15 protein-coding genes are annotated in these 16,757 nt (G+C 63.6%); 7 read left to right on the top strand and 8 right to left on the bottom strand.

Going from position 1 to position 16,757, the window contains the following annotated elements:
• Positions 1-713: 713 nt before the first annotated feature.
• Positions 714-3,101 carry a phosphoketolase gene (locus tag VB716_RS16770; protein WP_197156508.1) on the top strand — a complete coding sequence of 796 codons (2,388 nt, stop codon included), beginning with the start codon at positions 714-716 and terminating at the stop codon, positions 3,099-3,101.
• Positions 3,102-3,103: 2 nt separating this feature from the next.
• The gene (locus VB716_RS16765) at positions 3,104-4,237 is read left to right on the top strand and encodes an acetate/propionate family kinase (RefSeq protein WP_197159352.1); all 1,134 of its coding nucleotides are present in this window, start codon (positions 3,104-3,106) and stop codon (positions 4,235-4,237) included.
• On the opposite strand, the gene VB716_RS16760 is transcribed toward VB716_RS16765, so the two are convergent.
• The 6 genes from VB716_RS16760 to VB716_RS16735 form a co-directional block, all read right to left on the bottom strand.
• Positions 4,222-6,246 (bottom strand): isoamylase, encoded by a 2,025-nt coding sequence (locus tag VB716_RS16760; protein WP_322758535.1) that lies wholly within the window; start codon positions 6,244-6,246, stop codon positions 4,222-4,224. The genes VB716_RS16765 and VB716_RS16760 overlap by 16 nt on opposite strands.
• 20 nt (positions 6,247-6,266) lie before the next feature.
• Positions 6,267-7,277 carry a 2-hydroxyacid dehydrogenase gene (locus tag VB716_RS16755; protein WP_323271082.1) on the bottom strand — a complete coding sequence of 337 codons (1,011 nt, stop codon included), beginning with the start codon at positions 7,275-7,277 and terminating at the stop codon, positions 6,267-6,269.
• Positions 7,278-7,581: 304 nt separating this feature from the next.
• Positions 7,582-7,875, bottom strand: coding sequence for a hypothetical protein (locus VB716_RS16750; protein ID WP_323271081.1), 294 nt, complete (start codon positions 7,873-7,875; stop codon positions 7,582-7,584).
• A gap of 551 nt (positions 7,876-8,426) precedes the next feature.
• On the bottom strand, positions 8,427-8,891 hold the full coding sequence (locus VB716_RS16745; protein WP_323271080.1) for a hypothetical protein: 465 nt from the start codon (positions 8,889-8,891) through the stop codon (positions 8,427-8,429).
• Between the two features lie 225 nt (positions 8,892-9,116).
• Positions 9,117-9,575, bottom strand: coding sequence for a hypothetical protein (locus VB716_RS16740; protein ID WP_323271079.1), 459 nt, complete (start codon positions 9,573-9,575; stop codon positions 9,117-9,119).
• Between the two features lie 108 nt (positions 9,576-9,683).
• Positions 9,684-10,025 carry a cation transporter gene (locus VB716_RS16735; RefSeq protein WP_323271078.1) on the bottom strand — a complete coding sequence of 114 codons (342 nt, stop codon included), beginning with the start codon at positions 10,023-10,025 and terminating at the stop codon, positions 9,684-9,686.
• 720 nt (positions 10,026-10,745) lie between these two features.
• Here VB716_RS16735 and VB716_RS16730 point away from each other — a divergent pair.
• The 4 genes from VB716_RS16730 to VB716_RS16715 all read left to right on the top strand — a co-directional run bounded on the left by VB716_RS16730 (position 10,746) and on the right by VB716_RS16715 (position 14,982).
• Positions 10,746-11,525, top strand: coding sequence for an ATP-binding cassette domain-containing protein (locus VB716_RS16730; RefSeq protein ID WP_323271111.1), 780 nt, complete (start codon positions 10,746-10,748; stop codon positions 11,523-11,525).
• A complete protein-coding gene (locus tag VB716_RS16725) occupies positions 11,522-13,096 on the top strand; it encodes a PhnE/PtxC family ABC transporter permease (RefSeq protein WP_323271077.1) in 1,575 nt (524 codons plus the stop codon). The genes VB716_RS16730 and VB716_RS16725 overlap by 4 nt, the downstream gene beginning before the upstream one ends.
• 140 nt (positions 13,097-13,236) lie before the next feature.
• Positions 13,237-13,932 carry a GDSL-type esterase/lipase family protein gene (locus VB716_RS16720; RefSeq protein WP_197156497.1) on the top strand — a complete coding sequence of 232 codons (696 nt, stop codon included), beginning with the start codon at positions 13,237-13,239 and terminating at the stop codon, positions 13,930-13,932.
• Between the two features lie 102 nt (positions 13,933-14,034).
• Positions 14,035-14,982, top strand: a complete 948-nt coding sequence (locus VB716_RS16715) for a sigma-70 family RNA polymerase sigma factor (protein ID WP_197156495.1) — start codon at positions 14,035-14,037, stop codon at positions 14,980-14,982.
• Here the strand turns inward: VB716_RS16715 and VB716_RS16710 are convergent.
• On the bottom strand, positions 14,954-15,730 hold the full coding sequence (locus VB716_RS16710) for a DUF92 domain-containing protein (RefSeq protein WP_323271076.1): 777 nt from the start codon (positions 15,728-15,730) through the stop codon (positions 14,954-14,956). The genes VB716_RS16715 and VB716_RS16710 overlap by 29 nt on opposite strands.
• A 95-nt stretch (positions 15,731-15,825) precedes the next feature.
• Between VB716_RS16710 and VB716_RS16705 the strand changes: the two genes are divergently transcribed.
• Positions 15,826-16,230: a hypothetical protein gene (locus VB716_RS16705; RefSeq protein WP_323271075.1), complete on the top strand. Its 405-nt coding sequence runs from the start codon at positions 15,826-15,828 to the stop codon at positions 16,228-16,230.
• Positions 16,231-16,263: 33 nt separating this feature from the next.
• Here the strand turns inward: VB716_RS16705 and VB716_RS16700 are convergent.
• On the bottom strand, positions 16,264-16,757 hold a 494-nt coding region (locus VB716_RS16700; RefSeq protein ID WP_323271074.1), incomplete at its 5' end, for an RsmE family RNA methyltransferase.

The raw sequence follows: 16,757 nt of genomic DNA, 5'->3' as shown, positions 1-16,757 counted from the left end.
TTGCAAGGCTTGGCAACGATGTTCAACCGTGCTGAAGATGCATGAGAATATTGAGGCTTAGACTGTAGCGATCGCGGGAATCATGCCCCTGAGCGATGGGCCTTCAGGCGTCAATTCTGGACTCTTTCTTCAAGCGATTTCTTCAATCGATAGTGATTCTGGCTTGGCCCTCTGGGTGACCTTGTCATGGTCTTGCCTGCGACTGAGCGTGAGGTCTTTGGCGGCGTATTCCGGAGCGGTCTCGGGCCAGGTAGCGAGTGTTCTCCATCCGCAGCGGAGTGCTGCTGACGGTCTCTGGCTACCGCGGATAGGTGTTTAGGCTTTCAGGTTGGCGCTTCCCTTCATGGATGGCATTGCAGCAGGGGCGGGGCGGCCTGAGGCTGTGTTGGGGTGGTTGTGGCTCTGCAGCAGTCGTGTAGGCGTTTTGAATGGTTTTCGGGCTTCTTCTCTGGCGCTAAAGCTGCTTCAAGTAGATTTAATCTGCTGAACAGTGTGTCCTGGTGGATTTGATTCTTCTGCGCAGAGGTTTCCTCGCAACTGGCTGGCCGCTGGCTGCCCTTGATCCAGCTGTTTTCGCTTTCTGAATCAACAGCTCTCCCTGGAACTCCTCTCTGGACTTCTACGCCGATGCGTCAGGCGTTAACGCGTGGTTAGGATATGCCTATCAAGGCTTCAGCGGCATGCGAAGATAGTGAGAATCGCTTGCTGCTCCTATGGACCTCGATCGTGACCAGGAGCTGAATCTTGTCGACGCCTGGTGGCGTGCCGCCAACTACCTTGCCGTGGGGATGATCTATCTCCAGGACAACCCCCTGCTGGCGGAACCCCTGCGCTTTGAGCACATCAAGAAGCGTCTGCTGGGTCACTGGGGTTCCAGTCCGGGCCAGGCGTTCATCTGGGCCCATGCCAACAGGGTGATCCGTCATCACGACCTGGAGATGATCTACCTCTCCGGTCCGGGCCACGGCGCTCCGGGGGTGCTGGGGCCCACCTACCTCGATGGAAGCTACAGCGAGGTTTATCCCGACAAATCACAGGATGCCGAGGGGATGCGGCGCTTCTTCAAGCAGTTTTCCTTTCCGGGCCATATCGGTTCCCACTGCACCCCCGAAACCCCAGGCTCGATCCACGAAGGTGGTGAGCTGGGCTATGTGCTGTCGCACGCCTGCGGGGCGGTGTTCGACAATCCGAACCTGATCGCCCTCGCCTGCGTCGGGGACGGTGAGGCTGAAACCGGACCCCTGGCCACCTCCTGGCACATCAACAAGTTCCTCAACCCGATCAGTGATGGCGCCGTACTGCCGGTGTTGCACCTGAACGGTTACAAGATCGCCAATCCCACCTTGCTGGCCCGCATTCCCCACCAGGAGCTCGAGAGCCTGATGCGGGGCTATGGCTGGGAGCCGATCTTCGTGGAGGGCAGTGAGCCCATGGCGATGCATCGCGCCATGGCCGATGCCATGGATCAGGCCATTGGGACAATCCAGCGGGTGCGGGAGGACTGCCGCACATCTGCTGAGGCCCTGCGACCAGCCTGGCCCATGATCGTGCTTCGCTCCCCCAAGGGCTGGACCGGTCCGCAGGAATTCCACGGCAAGAAACTGGAAGGATTCTGGCGTTCCCACCAGGTGCCGCTGGCGGCGCCCAACAAGGATCCGGAACAGCTGGCCATGCTCGAGAGCTGGCTGCGGAGTTACCGGCCCGACGAGTTGTTCGATGCCAACGGAACCCTCCGCTCCGACCTGCAGACGCTTTCCCCCCGGGGTGATCGCCGCATGGGCTCAAGCCCCCATGCCAATGGCGGCCAACTGCGCCGCAGCCTGCGGCTGGCGCCGATCGAGGCTTATGCCGTGCCGGTGGAGCAGCCGGGTCAGACGGAGTACGAGAACACGGCCGCTCTCGGAGCCCTGCTGCGTGACACGATCGCCCGCAACCCCGATTCCCTGCGGGTGTTCGGCCCTGATGAAACCTCCTCCAACCGCCTTCAGGCCATCTACGAGGTGAGCAAGAAAGTCTGGATGGAGGAACTCCTGCCGGAGGATGCCGGCGGCAGTGAACTCGCCCGCGACGGACGGGTGGTGGAGATGCTCTCCGAGCACACCCTGGTGGGAATGATGGAGGGCTATCTGCTGACGGGACGCTATGGCTTCTTCCACACCTACGAAGCTTTCGCGCATGTGATCGCCTCGATGTTCAATCAACACGCCAAGTGGCTGGAGTCGTGCATTCATCACGCTCCCTGGCGCGCCCCGATCGGTGCCTGGAACTGTCTGATTTCTTCCACCGTCTGGCGGCAGGATCACAACGGTTTCACCCATCAGGACCCGGGTTTCATCGACCTGGCCGGTAACAAGAGCGGTGAAGTGGTTCGGGTCTATCTGCCGCCCGATGCCAACTGCCTGCTGGCGGTGGCTGAAGAGGCGCTGCTGGAGCCGAACGTGTGCAACATCATCGTCTCCGATAAGCAGAAGCACCTCCAGTATCTCACCCTGGAGCAAGCCCGTGTCCATGTGGCCAAGGGCATCGGCATCGTGCGCTGGGCCAGCAACGACGATTGCGGAACTGAGCCTGATGATCCGGATGTGGTGATGGCCTGCGCCGGCGACATTCCCTCCAAGGAGACCCTGGCAGCCGTGGAGATCCTCCGCCTTGAGATTCCGCAACTCAAGATCCGGGTTGTCAATGTGGTCAAGCTGTTTGCCCTCACCCAGCCCACGGAGCATCCCCATGGCTTGTCGGATCGCGATTTCGATACGATCTTCACCACCGACAAGCCGGTGATCTTCAACTTCCACGGCTATCCGTGGCTGATTCACCGCCTCACTTATCGCCGCACGAACCATTCCAATTTCCACGTGCGCGGCTACAAGGAAAAGGGCAACATCAACACGCCGCTGGAGCTGGCGATGAACAACCAGATTGATCGTTTCAACCTGGTGATGGATGTGATCGATCGTGTTCCGTCGCTTGGCTCCCGGGCCGCCCACCTCAAGGAACGCATGAAGGAGGCGATTCTTCGGCACCGTGAGTACGCCCATACCCACGGAATGGATGCACCGGAAGTCACCGACTGGCGTTGGACCCTGCCGGTCGCGACCTAGGTATGGCTGGCCAGATTCCTGCGCCAGATGTAGCGCTCCTGGTTCTCAATGCGGGTAGCTCCAGCCTCAAGGCTGCCCTGTTCACTCCAGATGGAGCCTGCCTCTGGCGTGATCAGCGCCCCTGGCACCCCGGCGACCAGGACGGCGACGCTGCCGCAGCGGCAATCGGGGAGGACAGTCGCGCCGTCGGTGCTTTGGAGCAGGTGCTCGCAGGCTGGTTGCCCGCAGCGCTGGAGGCTCTGCAGGTCGATCTGCTTCTGGTGGCCCACCGCGTGGTTCATGGCGGCGAGCGGTTCATCGGTCCCACCCTGCTCGACCCGGAGGCTCTCAAGGCTCTCGAGCAGCTGGTGCCCCTGGCACCGCTGCACAACGGTCCGGCCCTGAGGGTGATGGGCTGGGTGGGCAACTGGCGGCCTCAGCTTCCCCAGTGGGCCTGCTTTGACACCGCCTTCCACTGCACCCTGCCACCCGAGGCCAGCACCTATGCCCTGCCCCAGGCCTGGCGGACTCAGGGCCTGCGCCGCTTTGGCTTCCATGGATTGAGCCATCAGCATGTCAGTGAAACGGTCAGTCGGCTCTATGCCGATCGTCCGAGGACGGCTGCTCAGCCCCTTCGTCTGATCAGCTGCCATCTGGGGGCCGGCTGCTCGCTCTGCGCCATCCGAGCTGGCCGCAGCCTCGACACCACCATGGGTTACACGCCGATGGAGGGCCTGGTGATGGCCACCCGCAGTGGCTCTGTGGATCCGGGAGTGCTGCTGCACCTGCTGGAGCAGGGCCTGTCGCCGGCGCTCCTCGAGCGCGGCCTTCAGACCGAGAGCGGTCTGCTCGGCCTCTCCGGTCTGAGTGCCGACATGCGGGAGTTGAGGGTTGCTGCCACTGCTGGCCACGAGGGGGCCTTGTTGGCTCTGGCGGTGTTCCGGCACAGACTTCTGGCCGGTATCGGTGCGATGGCGGCGTGCCTCGGGGGTGTGGATGTGATCGCCCTCACCGGAGGCATCGGCGAGCACGACGATGCCCTGCTGGCCGAACTGGAGGAGGCCGTGGCCTGGCTCAGGCCCGTGGATCTGCTGAGGATTGCGGCCGACGAAGAGGGCCTGATCGCGCGCAGTTGCATGCCTCATCCAGTCGTATAAAGAACGACGACGGATCGTTCTGCGGCTGCGTATGTATTCCCGCTGTGTGATGGGGCCATCTCCCAAGGCACGATATCGTTGGGAGAAGCGAGCGATGTGTCTAACCAGCGCCGCCATGATGTGACAGTGTTTGTGCCGATCAAGGGAAGCTCGAAGTCAAGGGGCTTCCAGTAGCCATTCAGGATCAGATGAAGCCAGCTGTTTTCACGCTTCAGCTGAATTGTGAGGCCAATGCTGTGTGAGTCCTCCCCCCAGTCGGGGTTGTTGAGACGACTGCCATGCCAGGCCTTGGTGGCATCACGGATCAGAACATTCAGGGGGGTTCGTTCCTGTTCCGAGTGAAGGTCGCGTAGCAATCGTCGGCTGATCATCAGTTTCACAAAACGATGCAGATCGGCATGCTGTTGCAGCAGGGTCCAGTCGAACCAGTTCACGGGATCATCCATCCCATAGCTGTTGTTGTTGCCGTGCTGGGAGCGTCTGACCTCATCGCCCATCAGCAGCATGGGGATGCCCAGAGACAGCAGGGTGACAGCGATGAAGTTCCGGATCTGCCGAGCCCGCAACTGTTCCACTGCGGGGTCGTTGCTTGGTCCTTCCACGCCACAGTTCCAGCTACGGTTGTCGTCGCAGCCGTCGCGATTCTGTTCCCCATTGGCCTCATTATGCTTGTGGTTGTAGGAAACCAGATCGTTGAGCGTGAATCCATCGTGACAGGTCACGAAATTGATACTTTGCTCCGCTTCACGCTCTTTATGCCCGTAGATTTGGGGGCTGCCAATCAGTCGGTCGGCGAATCGTCCTAAGGAACCCGGTGTGCTGCGAAAGAAATCACGGGCATCGTCGCGGAAACGGCCGTTCCATTCACGCCAGCTGTCGCCAACGAAACTGCCAACCTGATAGAGCCCCGCCGCATCCCAGGCTTCAGCAATCAGCTTGGTGCCCGCCAGCTGCGGGTCCGACTCAATGTCCCAGAGAACCGGGGGATTGGGAAGCACATTCCCGGCCGAATCGCGGGCGAGGATGGAGGCAAGGTCAAAACGAAAGCCATCGACGTGCATCTCGCCAACCCAGTAACGAAGGCTGTCGATAATCATCCGTCGCACAACAGGGTGGTTGGCATTCAGGCTGTTCCCACAGCCTGAGTAGTCGGCGTATTGACTCCCGCCGTCCTTGAGCAGGTAGTAATTGGGATTGTCGATTCCCCGGAAGCAGAAGGTGGGCCCGTTCAATCCTCCCTCGGCCGTGTGGTTGAACACCACATCGAGAATCACCTCAATCCCTGCACGATGCAGGGCCTTCACCATGTCGCGGAATTGGTTGACAGCCGCCAGCGGGTCGTCCCCACAGCTGTAGCCGGGATGGGGGGCGAAGAATCCCAGGGGCTGGTAGCCCCAGTAGTTCGTCTGACCAGCGGGTGCAGCCTGGCGATCAAAGGCGAACACCGGTAACAGCTCCACAGCAGTGATGCCGAGATCCTGGAGATAGGGAATCTTGGCGATCAGACCGGCATAGGTTCCTCGCTTCTCCTCGGAAACTCCGGAACTCGGATGGGCCGTGAAGCCACGGATATGCATTTCATAGATGATCGTGCGGGCACAGGGATGGCGCAAAGGTTGATCACCCTGCCAATCGTAGGCTCCTGGATCAACAACCACACTTTTCATCAATCCCGTACCTTCTGTTATGGCCACAGCGCGTCCATAGGGATCGAGCAACACCTTCGCAGCATCGAAGCACAACCCGCGCGAAGGGTCCCACGGCCCGTGGACGCGGTAGCCATACAGCTGACCGGCTTCCACCCCTGCCACAAAAGCGTGCCAATAGTGGTAGGTGCGATGCTCCAACGGATCCAGCGTCACCACCTGTGATGGGTGAGAATCGTTCACCCCGTCGAACAACAGCAGCTCCACAGCCGATGCCGTTCTGGAAAACAGGCAGAAGTTGGCCCCACCGCGCTCCACAGTGGCGCCGATCGGGTGGCTCCTTCCATTCGTGGACTTGGTCATGGAGTTGTTGAGGGGGGGGGTCACGTGAGCACGGAGCCATCCACGAAGGAACCTCCTGCTGCAAGAGCCCGAAGATTTGCCCCTGTGGTGCGAGCGATGTCCATCAGTGCTTCATGGGTGAGAAAGGCCTGATGAGCTGTGATCAGCACATTCGGAAAGGTCAGCATTCGTGCCAGAAGATCATCCTGCAGCACGGTTCCGGAGAGATCCTCGAAGAATACGCCTTCCTCCTCTTCGTAGACGTCAAGAGCTACGCCACCCAGACGGCCGGATTTCAGTGCATCGATCAAGGCTGCAGTATCGATGAGTGCTCCCCTACTCACATTTACCAAGACGACTCCGGGCTTCATGCGTTCTATGGTTTCGCGGCGGATGATGTGGTGTGTTTCGGGAGTGAGTGGGATGTGGAGGGAAATCACATCACTGAGGCTTGCCAAGGTGAATGGATCCACGTAAGTGATGCCTTCACGAGCTGCCCATGCTGCATCAGGGTAGGGGTCGTAGGCTACAACCACCATCCCAAAGCCGCGCAGGATGCGAGCAACAATGCGGCCGATTTTGCCGGTTCCGACAATGCCTGCAGTTTTGGCGTTCAGATCAAAGCCCACTAGCCCCTGCAGGGAGAAATTCAACTCTCGAACGCGATTGAAGGCGCGGTGGATCCTGCGGTTGAGAGTGAGCAGCAACGCCACAGCATGTTCCGCTACAGCGTTGGGCGAATAGGTTGGAACCCGGGTGACAGTGATGCCATGGTCACGAGCTGCGGAGAGATCCACATGATTGAATCCTGTGCAGCGTAGGGCCAGTAGTTCGGTGCCTTGAGAGGAAAGCTGCTGGAGGCAATCCCTGTCCACAGTGTCGTTGACAAAGGCGCAAACGGCACGGTCGCCAAGTGCCGCGGCGGCGGTTTCGGAAGTGAGGCGAAAGTTCAGGAAACGCAGCTGAACGTCTGCGCCCGTTGCCGCGGGAAGGTGAATGCGATCGTAGGGTTTCGTGTCAAACACCGCTGCCGACAGGCTTGGACTGTTCAAGGTGATGGCCTCTGCTGATGCTCAGGTGTGACTGGCAATCTAGCCGTGATTCCGTTCAGATCATGATTTGTGCAGGGGCGAGGAACTGTGAATTCAGAGTGTGAAAGCAGAGGTGCTTGTTTGTGCCTCGGTTGTTGCTGGGCTGATCCGGCCAGGAATCTCACTGCCGAGCTCTCTGGCAACCTGATCGGCGATGCGCAGGTAGTCCGCTCTCTGTTCTGTGGAAAACGTATTGTCGTCCTTGACGAAATGGCTTGGATGCTGCATTCCCACTGAGCGTCTACTGCTGGCTCCAGGGCCAGCCTTATTCTCCAAATGCCACCTGGCACGAGGCATTGAGCAACTGGGCTTCTTCTGGGGTGGCCGGTGGCTCCCCATCCAGCAGGCCCTGTTCGCAGTCTGCGGTGAGCTGAAAAATGGTGTTCTCTCGCTCGGCCCAGAACGTGGTTGATGTGCTGTCGACCGGCTGAATACTCTCGTAACGGAGGCCCAGCTGCGTATCGGGAACGATCACGGTGGGATTGCCGGAGTCGACGGCGGCGTCGATCAGGTTGTTGATCAGCGATGAGGCCGCCAGGGCCCCGAGGCCCCAACCCACTGCCCTGGAATCCCACCACCCCCAGCTGGGTCTGCGCGAGCGTCCGTACCAGCCCCAGCCCCAGGGACGGGCCCGGCGCCAGCCCTGCCGCGCCCACCCTGGAGTCCGCCGGATGAGCGTGGTTGGCCGGCGGGCCCTCCCCCAGACGGCGCCGGACGATCCCCTGCCCCGCCAGATAATTCTGCTGCTACTTCGGGGGAGGTTTCGGAGGCCATGGCTGCTGCGGCCCCAGCCACTGCTGGGCCGGTAACTCCCCCGGTTGATTCCCTGTCGACCGAAACCCGTTCGACCGCCCCTACTGGGCCCGATTCTGATTCCGCTTCGCCCTCGCCTGCCTCTGCTACCGCCGCCACCTCTGCTTCCTCCGCCTTTTTTTGCCAACTCTCGATTGAGCCGTTCGTGCCCGGGCGAAGGGTTGATCCCGCTGGCATGACTCTGGGTCCATCCCAGTGATTCAGTTGGGAGAGTTTCAGCGCCACAGGGCATGGCCACCATCGCGCTCAGCAGGAGTGATGACGCCGCAAGAGTGAATCCGGAGGATTGGATACGTCTCACAGTTCGGCTCCAATGGGCTGGCCGCAGCCGTCATCAAAGCAGGAAGCCTTCACTCTGCCGTTGGTGTCAAACATCACCTCGACTCGATCACGCTCTCTGTATTTGCCAGGGTGCTGCTCGTAGAGGCTGTTGAGAAAGTTAGGATTGATCACGCAGAACTCACGCCCGTTAAAGCAGATCGTATTGGTTGAGAATTGCCCAGACGCTGACGCGACAGAAACCCAGGCTTTTGCCTTGGGGTCGAAACGTTCGATGCGATTCTCAGGGTCATCGGAGATTCTGATCAGCTCAACCTGCGTGCCGATCCGGTGTCGGTAGTAGGTCACAGTGCCCTGATCGTAGACATCCACCCGGCATTTCTGAATCGGCCCCATCTTGATCGAACAATCGGTTTCCAGTTCGTACAGGGGTTTCTGATCGGGTGGGATGCTCTGGGCTGTGCCAGGAGAGGGATGAAGCATTGCTCCAGCCAGGAACGACGCCCCTGAAAGCAGTAGCGCGAAGTATCGGCTTGCGTGACGTGGCATCACTGGCGTTCATTCCATTTTGCTTCTCCTACACTGAGAAGAGATCTCGGTTAGTCCGCTGGCCTAGGCGATTCTGAAACCAAACGTTATGTGCAGGCCGGACATGCAGTTGATTGACTGCCAAAGGCGATTGGTCTTGCCTTTCTCTTTTTCTTTCCCTCAGAGAGGATCACGGCAGGTCAGCACCAGTTCCAGAGCAAGATTCTCGAAGCGTTGACGGCAGGTCCGCTCCAGCTGATCCCGCAGGAGATCCACATCCAACGCCGAAAGAGCCGTGCCGGGATCGATGTACAGCAACCCCTGAACAGCCCGTCCTGAGGTGAACACGGTGTCGTCAACCAGGCGGATTCCCTGTGCATTCAGTTCCTGCAAGACGATGTTCAGCACTGCCTGGCGGACCGTGGATCTAGCGGCTACGCCACCGAGTTCGCTGACCGCATCTCTGAGGCTGTGCAGCGGAGTTACCACCAGGATCCCAGAGAGCAGCAGAACGATCCAGGCATCACTCACCGGTACCATGCCCGCCAGTGGTGTGTCGAGCAGGAGGGGGGTGACGGCAAAGGCCAGTCCCAGGCCGGCACTGATGGCTGCACCCACCAGAGTGGCGCGACGCTCCATGGCCAGCAGCTGGCTCTGTTTGCCCCCCTGTCAGTGCCGGTGATGATTCCAGACGACCAAGAGCCCCAGCGTGGCCATCAGGCATGCGTAGATCACGATTCCATTAATTCAGGGAGGGGTGATGCTGGCTCCATGCCGCTGGGCCAGAATCCTGGCGATCGAGCTGATCGCCACGAACAGCAAAATCCCCAGCAGCATGAGGGGTCGACTGCCGATATACAGGGTTTCCAGTGCCCAGTAGCCAAAGGGAAAGCGCCTGTCGGGTGGCCGCAGAACCTGGGTGCTCAGATGTCCTCCGGCGAGAATCATCAAGGGGTTCCGCCCTGATACCAAGCCATCGAGGGCGAGAGCCTGGGCATTGCAGAGCCAGGATGCGATCGCCCCTGACACCGCCATGATCAGATTGACTCCAACCGCAAACTGCAGAGCCCGCGAGTCCTGATTCACCATGACGAGCCTGGGCAGTTCTCTTATTCCCAGACAACCGTACTTCAGTGTTGAAGCACGGGACCCGAACAAGGAACCATTGTCTTAGTTGGTCGTGTTCTGATCGCCATCGATCGGATTGAGAGTGTTGAGCCTGTTGGCTGTTCGCCTCAGTGATTCCTGGCTTTCTTGCCTTCATGGCTTTCTAACCTTCTTCAAGGTGAGAGATCAAAATAGTCTTCTTGCTTCGTGAAACTTTCGGTGGTCTGGCGTTGACCGGACATCCTGTCTTTCGTCTGATTGATGGGAATGGGCAATTGCTGAATCGCTGACGGCTGATATCAGATATCGCTGATGCTGCGGTATGTGTTGTGCAGCGTCCATAGGATCGTGTATCAAGCACTTTATCGATGTGTCGGGCGTTGTCTCTATCCGCGTTATGCTTGCGACATCACGGCCGCCAATGCCAGTCGTCGGGAGGCCGGCCGTAATCTGGTCCATGGCCAATACGAAGTTGGCTCCGCCTATGTGCAGGCCTTCAACTGCCGCTTTGGTCCGAATGACAAGGTCGTGGATTGATACGGGAACTGAATTCGCCTGAATCCGCAGAGGAGCGACCCTGAATCTGGCAGGGTGCAAGGGATTCCGTCCAGTCGACGCCCCCTTCCCCTGGTGAGATTTCCAAAGGCCCCTTCCCTTGGTTCTGCCGCCCCCTCCGCTGCCATTCACTCCTCCGCTCCGCCAGTGCTTGAGCTGCTGGATATTGCTGTGGCCGGACGGGTCGTGGATGGTGTGGAGTGCCCCCGGCTTCAGGATGTGACACTGCGGTTGCAGCCTGGTGACACCGTGGCACTGCTTGGTGCCAGCGGTGCCGGCAAGAGCACCCTGCTGGCCGTGGCCAATGGTCTGCTCGAGCCCACGCGGGGTGTGGTGCTCTGGCAGGGGGAGACGCAGGCCCGCACCGGCCGGCGCCGGCGGCGCCAACAGGCCCGCATCGGCACCCTCTGGCAGGACCTTCGCCTGATCGAGGAGCTCAGCGTTCAGCAGAATCTCAACGCCGCGCGCCTGGCCGCGTGGGGTTGGCCTCGGGCCCTGCTGAATCTGCTGCTCCCCCTGGAGACGGAGGTCAATGCCCAGGCCCTGCGCCAGGTTGACCTCGATCCGGCCCTGCTCGGTGAGCCCGTCGCTGCTCTCTCGGGCGGGCAACGCCAGCGGGTGGCCCTGGCCCGTCTGCTGCGTCAGCAGCCCACCCTGCTGCTGGCGGATGAGCCACTGGCCAGCCTGGATCCACGCCTGGCCCAGGATCTGCTGGCCCTGTTGCTGGCGCAGGCCGCCCCTCCCCGCGCCCTCTTGCTGAGTCTGCATCGACCTGACCTGATCGGTGGATTCTCGAGGGTGGTGGGCCTGCGCCAGGGCCAGGTGGTCTTCGATGGCTCGCCCGGCGCGCTCAGCCCCGAAGCCCTGACGGCTCTGTATGCCGGCGAGGCCCAATCCAGCGAGCCCCGAACCGGAGAGGCCCGATGACCACGCTGCCGGCGGTGAACAGGCCCTGGCTGCGGCCCGCCGTGCCGCTCTGGGTGCTGCTGCCGGCGCTGGCGCTGCTGCCGGTCGCTGCCCTGCTGCCCCAGCTGATCCACGGCGGTGGCTGGGATCTGCTGGGTCGTTTCGCCGCTGCGGCTGTGACGCCTTCCCTCGACCCCTTGGTGGTGGGTTCCGCTCTGCAGGGGCTGGGGATCACCCTGGGTGTAGCCCTGGTCGGCTGGGCCCTCAGCCTCGGCCTCGGGCTTGGGCTGGGTCTGGCCAGCTCCCGCACGGTGTGGGGCACCTGCGGACTTGGCTCAGCTCCGGCGGGGGTGATCCGCCGGCTGTTGGCGGTGCCCCGCTCGATCCATGAGCTGCTCTGGGGGCTGTTTCTGCTGCAGGTGGTGGGCCTGCAGCCGGCCGTGGCGGTGGTGGCGATCGCCCTGCCCTACGGCGCCCTGGTGGCTCGCGTCACCGCCGACCAGCTCGATGCCCTGCCCACCCGCACCCTTGACGCATTGCGCGCCAGTGGCGCCCCACCAGGAGCGGCCCTGCTCACGGCCATCAGCCCGCCGCTGCTGCCGCAGGTGCTGAGCTACGGCGGGTATCGCCTCGAGTGCGCGCTGCGCAGCGCCACCCTGCTCGGAGTCTTCGGTCTGGGGGGGATCGGCACCGACCTGCGGCTGACCCTGCAGTCGCTCGCCTTCCACGAACTCTGGACCAGCCTCTGGCTGCTGCTGGCCGCCATGCTGCTGCTCGAGGCCCTGGTGGGTTGGCTGCGGCGGCGTTGGGGGATGCCGGGCCGCCTGGGTCTGAAACGGGCGAGCGTGGGCCGTCGGGGCCGCGAGATCCTCGTCACGGCCCTGGTCTTGCTGCCCCTGCTGCTCGCGGCGGCGGCGTGGCTGGAGGTGCGCTTCCTGGATCTGCTGCAGTGGCACGGTCTGCCGGGCCTGGGCCAGGGCGACTGGCGTGGGGTGCTGGCGCTGCCCTGGGGCGACCTGATCGGCACCACTGTGGTGATGACCCTGCTCGCAGCCGCCCTGGCGGTGGGCGTGGCACCGCTGCTGCTGCTGCTGGCGGCACCCTGGGGCTGGGCCCGGGCCGGCCTGCAACTGATCTGGGCCCTGGGCCGGCTCTGGCCCCCACCCCTAACGGCCCTGCTGCTGTTGTTTCTGCTGCAGCCGGGGTTGATCACCGGGGCCCTGGCTCTGGGCTTCCACAACCTCGGCATCCTGGGGCGCTTGCTGCTGGAGGCGGTCGAGAGCGCAGATCCTGGCCCTGAACAGGCCCTGCGCGCCGGTGGCGTCGGCCCCCGACTGGCCCTGCTTTATGGCCGTTACAGCCGGCTGGCCCGCTCCTACCTGGCCTATGGCGCCTATCGGACCGATGTGATCCTTCGGGAATCGGTGGTGGTGGGCCTGGTGGGCGCCACGGGCCTGGGCACCCAGCTGCTGGAAAGCCTCAGCGGCTTTGCCTGGGATCAGATCGCGGCCCTGCTGGCGGTGTATGCCGTTCTCACCCTGCTGGGGGAGGAACTCAGCGACCGGTTGCGCCAGCGGTTGCTGCTCGCCTGAGGCCACCTGGAGACGGCGAAGTTGGCATCAGGGGACCTGCGAACGGCGAACCAGACCACTGCGGGCCCGAAAGCAGCTGACCGGGAAACTGGCAGGGCTGTCGGATCCAGCGGCGAGACTTCCAAGCTCCGAGAACCCCCATGGCGTCGATCGTGCCCGGCCCGACCCGGATTCCCCGAAAACTGGTGGTGCTGGGGGACAGCCTGGTCTACGGCTGGGGCGATCCGGAGCATGGCGGCTGGTGTGAGCGGCTGCGGCGCCACTGGATGGGCCTGCCCCAGGGCCCGGTGCTCTACAACCTCGGGGTGCGGGGCGACGGCCTGGAACGCCTCTCCGCTCGCTTGCCGGCAGAAGTGCACTGCCGTGGCGAGCTGCGCCGCCAGCGACCCCAGGGGATCCTGATCGGCATCGGCCTGAATGACACCGCCCGGGTGGGCCGCTCGGATGGCCGTGAGCAGCTGGAACCGGAAGCCTTTCTGTTCGGCATGCAGCAGTTGCTGCGGGAGGCCCGGCGGATTGCGCCGGTGCTGTTGCTGGGGCTCACCCCGGTGGATGAGGCGGTGATGCCCTATGCCGAGGTTCTCTGGTTTGACCTGGGGTCGGTGCGGCGTTACGAGGGGCTGCTGGAGGAGGCGGCCATGGAGGCGGACGTGCCCTTTCTGCCGCTGCTGGAGACCCTCACGGCCGATCCGCGCTGGTTGCAGTGGATCGAGCCCGATGGGCTTCACCTCAACGCCGAAGGCCACCGGCAGGTGTACGAGCGGGTGTGCCGCTGGCCGGCGCTGCAGCGCTGGGCCGAGCTGGATCCCCGTGTCACCGCCACGCCGGCTGTTTGAGGCGGCAAAGATCACCCGAATGGGTGAGCTGGATTCACCGGATCAGGGGATGTGGGCGCCTGGCCTCCAGGCCGACCGTGAAAGGACGGACGTGATTCCCCCATGGTCGGCTCGATCGTTCCCCTGTTTCGCTCGTCACCCACGGCAGCCTCCACGGAAGCCAGTGCCGCTGCCGCCGGTGCCCCAGCTGCCATGCGGCGCACGGCAGGACCGGCGGATCCGGCCGCCATCAACCGAGCCTGGTTGGCGGCCTACGCCTGCAGCAGCGAAGCTCATGTGCGGCTGCACTGGCGCAATGCCCTGGTGCAGGTCAATCTGCCACTGGTACGGCTGCAGGCCCGACTCCAGGCGGCCAGCACCGATCTGCCCCTCGACGACCTGATCCAGCTTGGAGCGATCGGCCTGCTGCGGGCCATCGAGGCCTTTGACCTTCAGCGGCGCGTCAGCCTCAGCAGCTTTGCGGTTCCGTACATCCGCGGCACGATGCAGCAGTATCTGCGCGATCGGCACCGGCCCCTGCGGGCGCCCTGGCGGCTGCGGCAGCTGCAGCAACGGGTGGAACGGCTCCAGGCGCTTCGCCTGCACGACGGCCAGCCACCGCTGTCCGCCGAGGAGCTGGCCCGCCAGCTCTCCTGCAGTACCGAAGCCCTGGGACAGGCGGCGGATCTGCAGACCTGCGAGCGGTTGCGCTCCCTGGATGCCCCGATCGGCGGGGATGACGGCGAGGGCTGCGGCAGCTGCCTGCTGGACCAGTTGGCTGATCCTTCGGCCTCTGTTTCTCCTGCCTCATCCTCCGCGGAAACCGATCCAGATCCTCAAGATCAGGCCAGCCTGCACTGGCTGCGGCAGCGCCTGGCCCAGCTCAGTCCTCAGGAGCGGCAGCTGCTGAACGGTCGCCATCTGCAGGGCGACACCTGGGTGGCTCTGGGGCGCGAGCTCGGCCTCCATCCACGCATGGCCCAGCGTCAAACCGACGCCCTGCTGCAGCGGCTGCAACGGGAGGCGCAGCAATGGCAGGAGCTCAACCGCCCGGCAATGCAGCAGACGTGAGCAGACGAGCCGCCCCCATCGCCAGCAGGGCGGCCACCAGGGTCTGGAGGCCATTGATCACCTCGTTGGTGAGCCAGGCGACCCGTTGCTGCACGGTGGCGCCGAGCCAGCTCTCCAGCAGGGTGGCCGCCAGCCCCACGGCCGTGACCAGGCCCCAGCTGAACCAGTCCGGCAGCACGCCCAGAGCCAGCAGGATCAGGGCCATCAGGGCACTGCCGGCCAGGCTGGCGGCCGTGCCTTCAAGGCTCACGGCTCCTTCCGTGCCGGGCGGTACCGGCCGCAGGCTGGTGATCAGCAGCGTGTGCCGGCCCCAGCGCTTGCCGATCTCACTGCCGAAGGTGTCCGCCAGCTTGGCGGCAAAACTGGCGGCGAAACCGATCAGCAGCAGCGGCTGCCAGTGCGGGGGGCTCAGGGGCACCAGCACCGCCAGAACGGTGCCGGTGAGGGCCGATCCCCAGACATTCTCCGGCCCGCGGCGGCCGCCTCTGGCTTCGGCGAGACCCTGCTCCTGTTTGCGGCGCAGCCCCAGGCGGGTGACGGCCGACCCCAGAGCCAGGTAGGCCACCACGGCCCACCAGCCGGCGGCCCCCAGGCAGCCCCACAGCAGAGTGCCGAGCAGGCCGGCATGGATCCAGCCGGCACGGGTGAGCAGCGGCAGGGGCTGGGCCAGGCTGATCAGGATTCCATTCAGGGCCAGGGCCAGCAGCCAGTGCGCGGCGGTCTGGGCCGGGATGGGGGTGCTCAGCACAGGGCCAGGGTCGATCGATGTGTTGCACAGATCTAAGCGCTGGGCCGCATCGTGCCGCCGGGAGCGGATAATCGGGCCAGTCTTTCGACGCCGCCATGGTGTTCAAGCTCAAGCCGTCGTTCTTCCTTGAGCTGGGCGGCGACGCCAAGACCCCAGACAGCAAGAAGCCCGCCGTGGTCGTGGCCCCGGTCGCTCCGCCGGCGGCTCAGGAGAAGGCGGAGGCCAAAGCCCCCAAAGCCAGCAAGGACAAAGGTGTCACGGCTGCTGAGGCAGTCGCTCCCGCCATCCAGGAGGCTGCGCCCTCCTCCGGCGTTGAGCTCACCACCGCTGAAGCCATCGCCGCCGAGCTGGCTGCCGCTGCCGCCAGCCGGCCGGCCCCCAGCCTGACCACCTTCGCGCCCGATTGCCTGGTGCCCGGCGCTGCCGTGACCCGCCGCCGCCGTGGTGGCGCCAACCTGGCCGGCTTCCGCAGCATGGCCGCCGGCATGTTCCGCAGTTGAAGTCTGCGGGCATCGCCCCGGCTCAGGTCTGAATCAGCTGCTCCCCAGCTGCGCCCGCCAGGCCACCAGGCGGGCCACGCCGGCCACAGCAGCGGTGGAGCTCCGCAGGATCGTGGGTCCAAGCTGCACCAGCTGCCAGCCAGCGGCCACTGCGAGTTCCTCCTCGCGCTCAGACCAACCCCCTTCCGGCCCGATCGCCAGGGTGATGGTGGCCACAGCCGCGGATGCAGCTGCCGGTGTTGTCGCTGCTGGCAAGGTCGCAGCAGGCGATGTCGCAGCAGGCGATGTCGCAGCCGAGCAGATGGTCGCTGCAGGTGTAGGACGATCCATGGGCTGCCAGGCCTCACAGGCCTCCTCCAGGCCTGGCAGCTCTCCCTGACGCGTCGTGGCCAGCAGACCCAGTCCCTCCACCGGCACTGACAGGTAGGCAGCCGCGCTCCGCAGCGGTTCCCAGCGCGGCAGCCACAGCCGCTCGCACTGCTCCGCCGCTTCCCGCACGACCGCGCGCCAGCGCTCCGGGATCGCCG

The sequence above is a fragment of the Synechococcus sp. CCY9201 genome (assembly GCF_034931105.1).
GTDB lineage: Bacteria > Cyanobacteriota > Cyanobacteriia > PCC-6307 > Cyanobiaceae > CBW1002.
The sequence above is the reverse complement of the archived record's forward strand: the minus strand, read 5'-3'. Positions and strand labels throughout refer to the sequence as shown.

Bases quoted from the DNA above. Each gene is read 5' to 3' on its own strand.
- VB716_RS16770 (WP_197156508.1), top strand. From the start codon at position 714: ATGGACCTCGATCGTGACCAGGAGCTGAATCTTGTCGACGCCTGGTGG.
- VB716_RS16765 (WP_197159352.1), top strand. From the start codon at position 3,104: ATGGCTGGCCAGATTCCTGCGCCAGATGTAGCGCTCCTGGTTCTCAAT.
- VB716_RS16760 (WP_322758535.1), bottom strand. From the start codon at position 6,246: ATGACCAAGTCCACGAATGGAAGGAGCCACCCGATCGGCGCCACTGTG.
- VB716_RS16745 (WP_323271080.1), bottom strand. From the start codon at position 8,891: ATGCTTCATCCCTCTCCTGGCACAGCCCAGAGCATCCCACCCGATCAG.
- VB716_RS16740 (WP_323271079.1), bottom strand. From the start codon at position 9,575: ATGGAGCGTCGCGCCACTCTGGTGGGTGCAGCCATCAGTGCCGGCCTG.
- VB716_RS16735 (WP_323271078.1), bottom strand. From the start codon at position 10,025: ATGGTGAATCAGGACTCGCGGGCTCTGCAGTTTGCGGTTGGAGTCAAT.
- VB716_RS16725 (WP_323271077.1), top strand. From the start codon at position 11,522: ATGACCACGCTGCCGGCGGTGAACAGGCCCTGGCTGCGGCCCGCCGTG.
- VB716_RS16720 (WP_197156497.1), top strand. From the start codon at position 13,237: ATGGCGTCGATCGTGCCCGGCCCGACCCGGATTCCCCGAAAACTGGTG.
- VB716_RS16715 (WP_197156495.1), top strand. From the start codon at position 14,035: ATGGTCGGCTCGATCGTTCCCCTGTTTCGCTCGTCACCCACGGCAGCC.
- VB716_RS16705 (WP_323271075.1), top strand. From the start codon at position 15,826: ATGGTGTTCAAGCTCAAGCCGTCGTTCTTCCTTGAGCTGGGCGGCGAC.